10 protein-coding genes and 1 pseudogene are annotated in these 9764 nt (G+C 62.2%); 8 read left to right on the top strand and 3 right to left on the bottom strand.

Annotated elements, in window-relative coordinates; translation table 11 throughout:
* The 3 genes and pseudogenes from AC1D1G_RS11430 to AC1D1G_RS11420 all read left to right on the top strand — a co-directional run.
* Positions 1–88 (top strand): annotated as a pseudogene (locus tag AC1D1G_RS11430) (ATP-binding protein); the annotation flags it as partial.
* 503 nt (positions 89–591) lie between these two features.
* Positions 592–1086, top strand: coding sequence for a helix-turn-helix domain-containing protein (locus AC1D1G_RS11425; RefSeq protein WP_477952192.1), 495 nt, complete (start codon positions 592–594; stop codon positions 1084–1086).
* A gap of 199 nt (positions 1087–1285) precedes the next feature.
* A complete protein-coding gene (locus AC1D1G_RS11420) occupies positions 1286–1429 on the top strand; it encodes a hypothetical protein (RefSeq protein WP_155755974.1) in 144 nt (47 codons plus the stop codon).
* Positions 1430–1643: 214 nt separating this feature from the next.
* On the opposite strand, the gene AC1D1G_RS11415 is transcribed toward AC1D1G_RS11420, so the two are convergent.
* A complete protein-coding gene (locus tag AC1D1G_RS11415; protein WP_477952191.1) occupies positions 1644–2069 on the bottom strand; it encodes a hypothetical protein in 426 nt (141 codons plus the stop codon).
* Between the two features lie 369 nt (positions 2070–2438).
* Between AC1D1G_RS11415 and AC1D1G_RS11410 the strand changes: the two genes are divergently transcribed.
* Positions 2439–3506: a hypothetical protein gene (locus AC1D1G_RS11410; protein WP_477952189.1), complete on the top strand. Its 1068-nt coding sequence runs from the start codon at positions 2439–2441 to the stop codon at positions 3504–3506.
* Positions 3507–3628: 122 nt separating this feature from the next.
* The gene (locus AC1D1G_RS11405; RefSeq protein ID WP_477952188.1) at positions 3629–4201 is read left to right on the top strand and encodes a hypothetical protein; all 573 of its coding nucleotides are present in this window, start codon (positions 3629–3631) and stop codon (positions 4199–4201) included.
* An 81-nt stretch (positions 4202–4282) separates the two neighbouring features.
* On the opposite strand, the gene AC1D1G_RS11400 is transcribed toward AC1D1G_RS11405, so the two are convergent.
* Positions 4283–5287 (bottom strand): GAF domain-containing protein, encoded by a 1005-nt coding sequence (locus AC1D1G_RS11400; RefSeq protein WP_477952187.1) that lies wholly within the window; start codon positions 5285–5287, stop codon positions 4283–4285.
* Between the two features lie 76 nt (positions 5288–5363).
* Entirely contained in the window at positions 5364–6182 is an 819-nt protein-coding gene (locus AC1D1G_RS11395) for an SDR family NAD(P)-dependent oxidoreductase (protein ID WP_477952185.1), read from the bottom strand.
* A gap of 738 nt (positions 6183–6920) precedes the next feature.
* Here AC1D1G_RS11395 and AC1D1G_RS11390 point away from each other — a divergent pair.
* The 3 genes from AC1D1G_RS11390 to AC1D1G_RS11380 all read left to right on the top strand — a co-directional run bounded on the left by AC1D1G_RS11390 (position 6921) and on the right by AC1D1G_RS11380 (position 9503).
* Positions 6921–7871 (top strand): ParA family protein, encoded by a 951-nt coding sequence (locus AC1D1G_RS11390; RefSeq protein WP_477952195.1) that lies wholly within the window; start codon positions 6921–6923, stop codon positions 7869–7871.
* 71 nt (positions 7872–7942) lie between these two features.
* The gene (locus AC1D1G_RS11385) at positions 7943–8260 is read left to right on the top strand and encodes a hypothetical protein (RefSeq protein WP_477952184.1); all 318 of its coding nucleotides are present in this window, start codon (positions 7943–7945) and stop codon (positions 8258–8260) included.
* Positions 8261–8336: 76 nt separating this feature from the next.
* Positions 8337–9503, top strand: a complete 1167-nt coding sequence (locus tag AC1D1G_RS11380; RefSeq protein ID WP_477952183.1) for a DUF2637 domain-containing protein — start codon at positions 8337–8339, stop codon at positions 9501–9503.
* Positions 9504–9764: the final 261 nt, after the last annotated feature.

The raw sequence follows: 9764 nt of genomic DNA, 5'->3' as shown, positions 1-9764 counted from the left end.
CATCAACACCAGCCATCAAACCCTGATGGACGGACCGTCCTACCGACCCCGCAAACGACCCGGACACCGCCCCACCGCCGCAACCTGACCCGCACCCCGCCCGCTCGGGTTACCCTCGACTCAGCACGCCCGAGCATGGGGAATTACGTGACGGACACCCCTGGGGAATTACGTGACGGTCGACAATTCGACTTCAGAAACTCGACGAGCCGAACCGCTGGTCACCGCAGTGGTGACCTGGAGAGTGTGGGCGTCAGAAGCACGCGAAGGTGCGGCTCTACGCGAGCCACACCTTGTGTTAGTTGCTTCCGACACGATCGCCCCCGAGAGTCCAAAGGGCACACCAAATAGACGGTGTGCAGCACCTTTTGCGCTACAAGCGGACCCGACGTGTACAAGGCCGCAGGACTCCCCGGTGGGGCGCGCGGAAGGATCGTAAACCGCGGCAGCTTCTGTGCGCAACCTATTCACGCTTTTCATTCACGCCCCCTTCCCCTGAGCGAGTCCGCTGGAAGCGGCTAACATTAGTGCAACAATAACACGCAACTATAAAACGCGCTAGCGCATGATCGCACCCCGGGAAGGGCAACAATGGTCGGATACAGAAGTGGTCGGACCCCGGGAGTTGATGAAGTGCCTCGCAGCGGAGTCAGAGGATTCCGGGGTGACAAGCTCCGCGAACAGCGTGTGAAGGCACGGCTCACGCCGGACGATCTCGCGGCCCGAATCGGTACAACTCGTCAGGCAGTCTCGACCTGGGAAACCGGACGGTCAAGGCCGGCACCGGAAATGCTTGGCCTTCTTGCCGACGCCCTGGACACATCAATCGCTGTGCTCGTGCCGATCCCGGCGGGCAAGCTCAGAATGAGCGACCTTCGAGTGCGGGCAGCGCTGAATCAACGAAACGCAGCCGCCCAGCTCGGAATCGGGGCCACTACGTTGGCCGAGGTCGAGAACGGGGCAAAGCCTGTCCGCGATGACCTTGTGTCCAAGATCGCCGAGCTCTACGGGGTCGATAAGCGGATCGTTGCAGAGGCATGGAAGCGCGGTCATGAACATCGAGAGACACGCGCGAAGAACCTATAAGTAATCACGCAACTAAAGCACGGATTCTGCATCTCTGAGAGCGTTCGACGGCGTGTCTTCATCGTTATCGGTCCAACTTGTGACAGGTTTGGTGCTGCAGATTGGAGTCCGATGTGGACGGTCGGGGTCAGGGAAGGAGAAGGGGATGGGAAACCCATACAAGGGAGACCGAACTCGCGTAACCAGCAGAGTCCCTGACGTGGTGTTCGAGGAACTCGAACGTAGGCGGATGGCAGCGGGTGTGAACATGAGCCAATTCCTGGCAGATCTTCTCGCAGCCGCTACCGGCCATACCCAGCTCGTTCAGGAGACCAACCAGGAGGTGCTGAAACTTTCCGCGTGAACGCGATGGCGGCCTTGACGCTGCACAAACGAACACACATTACGTAGTGCATCACACCAACTAACCAAAAAACCCCCGACCGGGCAGGGCCGAGGGCATTGGGTCTTTGAAGTTGGTTGAGAAAAGAGTTAGCCGCTCGATTCTCTGTACTGCTTATCCCCGGAGGGACTGTCTCGTGGACAGAGCCCAGGGTATCTCACGCCCTGATGCAGGTCTAATAACTCATGCGCGTGTCACCCCGCCAAGTGGTGACCCAGATAGCACACAACTGCTCTACAACACGTGCACTCGCGTGTGGTCGCCGCGGCGGCGCGTTCGCGTCGACCCGGACCGAAAGCACAGTTACGACGCCAGTGTCTCCATGCCCCTGCAACAGCCGGAATTTCCCTGGGCGGTCTATCTCGCCAGCTCGGACCACCGCTTTCGGCTTCTCGTGTTCGACTTCGACACCTCCCGTTTTGGTGCCGATCAGGCTCGTGCCGATTCGGACCGCCTCGCCGCACACCTCGACGACTTGGGTGTCCAGTTCCTGCGTGCGCACTCCGGGCCGACGGGCGGCCAGCATATTTGGATCCGACTTGGCGAGGACGGTGCCGATCCGGCCGCGGTCGGCGAACTCAACCGCGTGCTCGCTCAGCACTACCCAACCTTCGACAAATCTCCCTTGAGCAAACCCCGTAAGGGGGTTGTGCGGCCTCCAGGTGCACCGCATCGTGAGGGTGGACGGTCCATCCCTCACCTAGCCGGCGCCGGGCTGCAGCAGGCTCTCGAGCGCGTCAGCCGCGGGACGACGCCGGAAGTCGTCAACTGGCTCCTCGCGCGGCATCCCCATGCAGAGCCCGCTACGCCACGCGAGGAAAATCGAAGGCCGCGGATCATTGAGGATGGCGCGGGTCCGAGACTCGATCGACCCCGGCGGCCGCTACCCCACCGAACTGCGGCTTTGCTCGCGACGGTGCCGTCTAAAGGGGCGGACCGCAGTGCCCTCGCTTACACCATCCTTCTTTCCATGGCCCGCGCCGGACACACACTCGACGACGCCCGCGCCGCGATTGTCACAGCCCCAGGTCTGATTCGGCTTCGTGAGGACGCGGCCCGCGGCCGCGACGACACAGAACGCCAATGGACCCGCGCCCTCGCCCGAGCCGCTACCTTCACCGCGAACCCCGGCCAGGCGCCCCGTGAACCGATCGACGACGACCTCGACGCCATCGAACATGCCCTCGCAGCGACAACAGCGCACTGGGGCCGCCGAGGAGGAGCAAGTGACGAGCGGATCCTGCACGCACTGACCGCGCTAGCACGCACCGCCCGCACTCGGGTCCTCGACATCGACTGCCGCCGCCTGGGACAGGCATGCGCTCTCGACGCGTCCACGGTCTCGCGCAGGCTTCGTGTGCTGGCACGGGAAGGCTGGGTCACGCTGACCACTCCAAGCGCCGGGACGCGAGCTGCACGGTGGACCCTCAACCAGCCGCCTGATGTGGGCGTAGAGATTACTTCTCATGCAACACAAGGGGAACCCGCCCCCGCTTCTGCACCCGGGATCCCGGTCCTCCCCCACCACACCCACGATCTATGGAGTCCCTTGAGGTCCGGCGGCCTCGGTGCAGTAACCGCACGCGTCCACTGGTTCTACCGGTCTGGGGTCGACAGCCTGACCGGCTTGTCGGAGAAGACTGGTTACGGCACCGAGTACATCGAACGAGCACTGACCCGCCTGCACTCGGCAGGACTGCTCACATCGAAGGCTACGGGCGATCAGCTGCTCTGGACGCTCGAGATCGCCGCACAGACCCGGGGAGTTGCCGGAATCAACGCCCGCCGAGCCGCACGGCATCTGATAGACCGCGAGCTGTTTACCTGGTGGAACGAAGAGCAACAGTGGCGAAGCACGCCGGGTAAGAAGCGCGGGACACGTCGGACGACTCCGACCGGAATGCTTGCGCTACCAATTTCGGCGCCGGCGCGAGTCCGCTACGGCAGGTTTCCCACCAGATCGAACGGAAGGGCCGACTACACCACCGCCCGAGCCACGGTGTCTCAGATCAATTCAGCCGTGCGATCGGCCGCATGACAACGAACCCGAGGGGATCGACGAACAACGCGGCGGCTGGGCATACACAGGTCCAGGCAGGACTCGTCGCCGCCAGCGCGGCACCCACTACCCGGCCGCGGATCCCGGCTAGGTTATCGAGCATGAGGCGCCCAACCACCTCGACACGCAACCCACAGTGCCGTACACCCCGGACTCCGTGCCGCACCGCTACCGACGTCGCAGCCCGGTTCGCTCAGGGCGCGAAGACCGTAATCGTCGACTCCCCGCCCGATCAGATCCTCGAACTCCACGACCTCATCGGCACCGGCACCCTGCGGATCACCGGCACCTCACGCGTCCGCATCACCACCAGCACACCAAAACGACAAACACAGTCGCCGGCCATCGTCGTCACCGACGCGGCCCAGGTCCAGCTCGAGGGTCACTCTCGCTGCTACGCGTACACCACCGCCGTCATCGAAGCGTTCGACGACACCCAGGTCGAAGCCCGCAACAAGACCACCGTCTACGCAGTCGACCGAGCCAAGGTCCGCGCCACCGACGAACCCACGATCTACGCCTACGACCGGGCCACCGTCCACGCCGACGGACACACCACCGTCCACGCCACCGACAACAGCCGAATCCTCCTCCACGACAACGCCCACGTCACAGCGCAACGAGGTGTCACGATCCAAGGCCCAGCGCGCACGAACACTCGGATCCGTCAATGATGGTTGCGAAGGTCCATCGAGAACTGGCGCCGGGCCGGCACCTGTGATCGAGCTAGCGACGGAGAGTCATCGGTGTCCCGGCTACGGCGCCGCTGACACGGTGACAAGTGCACCCATCGTGTGCTGGTCGAAGGCCATCAACGAGACCTCAAGGTGCAATGGCTTCCACTCACCGTCCAGCCCGCGGAAACGAATAACACCGGAGGTGCTGCCACGCGCAAGGTCGGCAGAGAGACGCCGTGCAACCTCGACGTCATCGGGGTGCATCGCCGGCGTCGGCTCCCCTACCCCACCTTCCCACGCGATCCCAGGCATCGGGTTGCCGCGCCATTTGAGCAGGCTCAGCTTCTTGTGATCCACGTAAGCCAGATACTCACCAGGCTTCAACTTGGCGTCCAAGACTCGGTGTTCCAGAATGACCGGCGGCGGCGCAGTCGGCACATCGTCCGCCGGGCCGATGTCATGCGTAACACCCCTCAGAAGCACGACCTTCCGATCGCTGTTCGGATCGGGCCGTTCCTCGACAGCGCGGCACGAGAAATGCGCGGCACGGCGGACGCCGTCGTCGCGTTTGACTGTCCATACCGCCTGGTGTTCCATCCCCGGGGTCGACTTAACGATCTTGGCTAGTGCGTGCCCCTCGTCGACGCCGGTATCCAACCTGTCGAACGCCCCGGCCATTGCAGCCTCAGATCTACGATTCTCGGGCGCTACCCCATACAGGTCGAAAAGATCCTCGCTACCACTGACCTTGAAGTCTGTGAGATTGAAGTACCAGGCTCCAGCAGGATCACGTTGTGCAACCTTCTCCTCAGCTGATCCGACCCACAGATAGATGGCGTGAAGTCTGCCCTCAAATGTGCACAGGGGGTCCGCGATAACCCGGCGCAGGCCGTCACTGGAAAGCCTGTCAATCCTGGTCGGGTGCGCCATGACCTCGGTGATCGCCGAAGACGCATCCGCAAACGACCGCCGACTCTTGATCACTTGCTCCAACGCCACGAAGGGCTTAGGTGTGCGACCCTGCCCCACAATCGACGGCAACGCACCCCCGAACGTACTTACCAGCAACCACTTTGTCGCCATCCAAAACCTCCCCGACCGAATGAACGAGGAGATCCTAGCCTGCTTAGATTGAACGTTGTTCAGGTCGAACGTCCAGCTAGGCTCCAAGCCTTTTCAAGGCGGGCAGAATCGACAGATAGCGTGACCCGAGCGTTCGAGTAACCATGTCAACAGCTCTGGCGTCTGCACCGACCAAGACGCGCGCAGACCCGCGTTGAACGCCACGAAGGATCGTTCGAGCGGCGGCATTCGGATCTGTTCTCGCGATACGCCGCTCGAATGAATCGGCGAGTTCGGTCCCATCTACTCCTGCCGCGTGCCCAGCAGTGCGGGCGATGGTGGTCCGAATTCCTCCCGGGTGAACACAGGTCACCTTTACGCGATGTCCCCCAAGTGCCATTTCCTGGCGGAGCGACTCAGTGAAGCCCCGTACAGCGAACTTGGCCGCGTTGTAGGCGGAATACGACGGAGCAGCCATCAACCCAAAGGCGGACGAGATGTTGACGATGTGGCCCCGATCCGAGCGCATCACGTGTGGAAGGAACGCCTTTGTTCCGTTGACGACTCCCCAGAAGTCAACGTCGACCACTCGCTCGTAGTCCTCGAAGGTCGTGGCGAGTACGTCCCCGGCGAAAAGTACGCCGGCGTTGTTGATCAGAGCATCAACTCGGCCGAATCGAGAAGCGACATCTTCTGAATGGGCGAGCACCGCAGCTCGGTCCGTCACATCGACAACCGACGTATAGATGTCTCCGGGTCCGCCTTTGCACAGGTCAGCGGTAGCGGACAGCTGAGACTCCGACGAGTCTGACAGCGCCAGATGTGCGCCAGATTGAACGAGCTGTAGAGCTAGCTCGCGTCCAATTCCTGCCCCGGACCCTGTTATTGCGACGACACGACCCTCGAAGTAGCCCATCCATTCCCCTTCACCTCACCGGGCGGCGTCCCTGTCTCCACCCTATCCAAGGTGGTAGGTCCGTCCGGGTGTGAAAAGGGGTCTCCTGACATGACGAGTATCACGAGGACGGCCCGCCCTCGAACCCGCAACACGCACAAGGCCGTCAAATACCAACGCAATGCCTGCGTACTGCAGCGAGATCTATTGCGAACTCGTTGCGGTCCGGTGAGTCCCAATGCAACACATTTCGATCCCCGATGCGAGTCGCTGTTGCGGGTTCGCCCACATTGCGCGGGCAGGGTGCCATGCTGTTGCGCGCAACGATCGGCCGTTGCACAAGCATTGCTGGCAATAGCCGGAAACCTTGCATCGCCAGTAATGCCAGTAAAACTGGCGCACGCAACGGTCTGGCGCCGTCAGATATCTCGTCATCCCCCGCGCGCTGATTGCCAGCTTTACAAGCAAAGCAAGTGATTGCCGCCGGGCAGAGCGACGACCCTTTTCCTGGCAATAAATGCAATGCTGGCATACGGTATCTGACCTGCATAAAAGCATTACAAGCATTAAAAGTAGGGGCGACACGCCGGGAATGACAGCAATGCTTGCAATGACCGCGTTGCCGGTAACATGGGCAATACCAGCAACGCTGGTAACACCTGCAACACCGGTAATCCTGGCGTTGCAGCAATAGCCATCGTTGATGGCAATGCCAGCATTAACAGTGAATCCCGCTCCGGGATAACAAGGGAGACACCGATGCCACCACCTCGCACGCACGTAGTCCCGCAACGCGATGCGGTCGCGTTGCATCGAGTCACCGCAGTAATCAACGGGAAGGGGGGAGTGTTCAAGACGACCCTGGCCGCGAACATCTCTGGTTTGCTGGCCGAGTCTGGTTACAAGGTCCTTCTCGTCGATCTCGACCCGCAGGGCAATATTGCGGAGGATCTCGGCTACACGTACGGCGAGATTGACGACGAGGGCAAAAATCTCGCGCAGGCTCTATCGTTCGGTGATCCAATCACCCCGGTCCGCGATATTCGTCCCAACCTCGACATCATCCCGGGCGGAACGCATCTGTCGATGGCTACCGCCGCGCTGGCCTCGAAAGCGACGAAAGACCCGATAGGTGCCAAGTTGGCCCTCGCGACGGCTCTGGCGCCGCTGGCGGGCGAGTACGACATGGTGCTCATCGACTGCCCGCCGGGCGACGAGACACTGCAAACTGCTGCCGCTGCGGCCGCAAAGTGGCTGCTCGTCCCGACTAAGACAGACGGGTCGAGCCGCAAAGGCATGGCAGCCGTCGCGGCCCGCCTCACCTCGGTCATGGACGTCAACGAGGGGCTGGAGCTCCTCGGCGTTGTCCTCGTCGGTGTTGGCGCGAACTCCACGTCCGTACAGAGAACGGCTCGTGAAGGAATCGCCACGGCGTTCGGTGGGGACGCCGACGACGTGGTGTTCAAGAAGATGGTGAGGCATTCAGAAGCCACAGCGCTCGCAATCCGGGAGCGGGGAGTGCTGGTCCATGAGCTCGACGACGTCGTCCAGAGCGGACCGAAGTGGTACGAAGTCGTCCGCGGTAGTGCCAAGGCCCAGGAACACGCACCAAAAAGCGCAAAAGAGGTCGCCGCGGACTTGCTGGCCGTATGCCAAGAGATGGTGCAACGCATCACTGAGGCTGAGTCCGCGGAGGTGGCGGCATCGTGAGTGCAACGGATCGAGCTATCACGGGGCTGCCGCCGCGACCTGGGACGTCCGCGCGAGCTGCGACCCCCGATGTGTCAGCACTGAGGAAGGACCGCAACAAGGTTGCAACGGATCTGGCATCGACGGCTGCGGCCGCGCAACAGCCGACCGAACCGGAGAAGAAGCCGAGCAACAAACCGACAACTGTCTACATCGCCCCAGACGTCCTGAAGCAAGCGCGCCTGGCATTCAAAGCAACGCAGTCCGCCGAGGCCGACCGCAACTGGTCGCACTTCGTGGAGAAGGCGCTCGCCGACGCAACACAGCGCCGCGTCTCGCAACACAACGACGGCAACGCGTTCGAAGGGGAGGACAAGCCCCTCCCGCCTGGCCGTCCGCTCGCTGACTAGCAAATAGATGAGGCCCCTGCCGTTTGGGTCGGCAGGGGCCTCGTTCCGACCGGTACCCGTGGAAGGAAGACCAGTCATGAATGACCTTAGTATTCGAGCAGCACGAATCCAGGTCCGCGCGCTGATTGCGGCTCTGATCGTTGCGATTTCCATTGCAATTGGCATCACCACAGGGGCCTTTGTGTTGTCCTTTGCCGTGCAACGCGACCTCGCGTTGCAAGCCGGGATCCCGCACTACCTCACCTGGATCTTCCCGGCCATCGTCGACGGCGCAATCCTCGGCGCAACGATCGCGGTTGTTGCGCTGAGCAAGATCAGTGGCCGCGCGACAGGAAAGCGGTTCTTCCTCTGGCTCGCCGTCGTAGTGGTCTTCATCAGTGTCTTCGGCAACGCCTACCATGCCCGCCGAGCCGGGGAAGAAGCTGCCCGCAACGTCGCGGCCGGCATGGACCTGGGCTTCACACCGCTGACGCCGACAGGCGCATCGCTCATTGCGATCATTCCGCCGTTGCTGGTGTTGGCGTTCACCCACGGTGTCGGCATCCTCATCAAGGCAATCGGTACAGCACACACCGAGTACAACGCCCTATGCAACGACATCGCCAGCAGGGCGGTTGAGGAGCGAGAGAGCTCAGGCGCAGTCAGCACGCGGCTAAACCCGCAGGACCCAGACCCCAAGGTCCAGGACAGTTTCATCAGCATTGACAGTATTACTGGCAATCCCAGCAATACTGGCGTCGATATCGATGTCGATGCCGCAGAGACCCAGGTTGCGGGAGTGCGGACGTCACGCGATGCAACGAGCGACGACATTGCGGAGGCGTGGCCTACAGGCGTTGACCGTTGCGATGGCGAAGATGATGTCGTTGCAGAGGTCGTTGCCGACGACCTGGACGTTGCGTGCAACGGGATCGCAACGGCGGTGCCCGAGACCCTGGTGTTGCCGGACGAGCTGCAAACCACGGAATACCTGCTCGCCTTCATCGAGTCGAGCAAGCTCGATCCGATGGTCAAGGAGACCGCCAGACTGAAGATCGAGCATCCAGAAGCAACGTTCGCAGCACTTGCGGAGGCGACCGGGGAGAAGTGGGCGAGCACTGCGTTGCGCCGTTACAACAAGGCCAAGGATCTCGCAGTTGACGCCGGATTCCGTACCCCGCCACTCCCGCTTACCGACGAGGCAACAGACAACGGCAGCGACGAATCTGAATCAACACCGTACGAGCTGGTTGGTGCCCGCTAGAAACTCTAGGCAAAGGGGGCGGGGCTGCGGACGCCTCGCCCCGACAGATGCGAGGTGCGTGTCCGATTGGGTTGATCCCAAGTTCACGGCCGGGTCGAGGCATTGTCGATTCGGAACACGTTCGGGTGGGGTAGGGGAGAGACCATTGACATTTCGGCAGAACGCTGTCCGTACGGTTGCGCCGCGGCCGCGATCGCACTCGTCACCAACGCGGTTGCAGCAGCGGACGTTCCGCCGCGCACGCCGGGCATTATGGGTGAC

This window comes from Rhodococcus sp. P3_B8, assembly GCF_056402775.1.
Note: the sequence above shows the minus strand (reverse complement) of the source record. Positions and strands in the feature narration are given on the sequence as shown.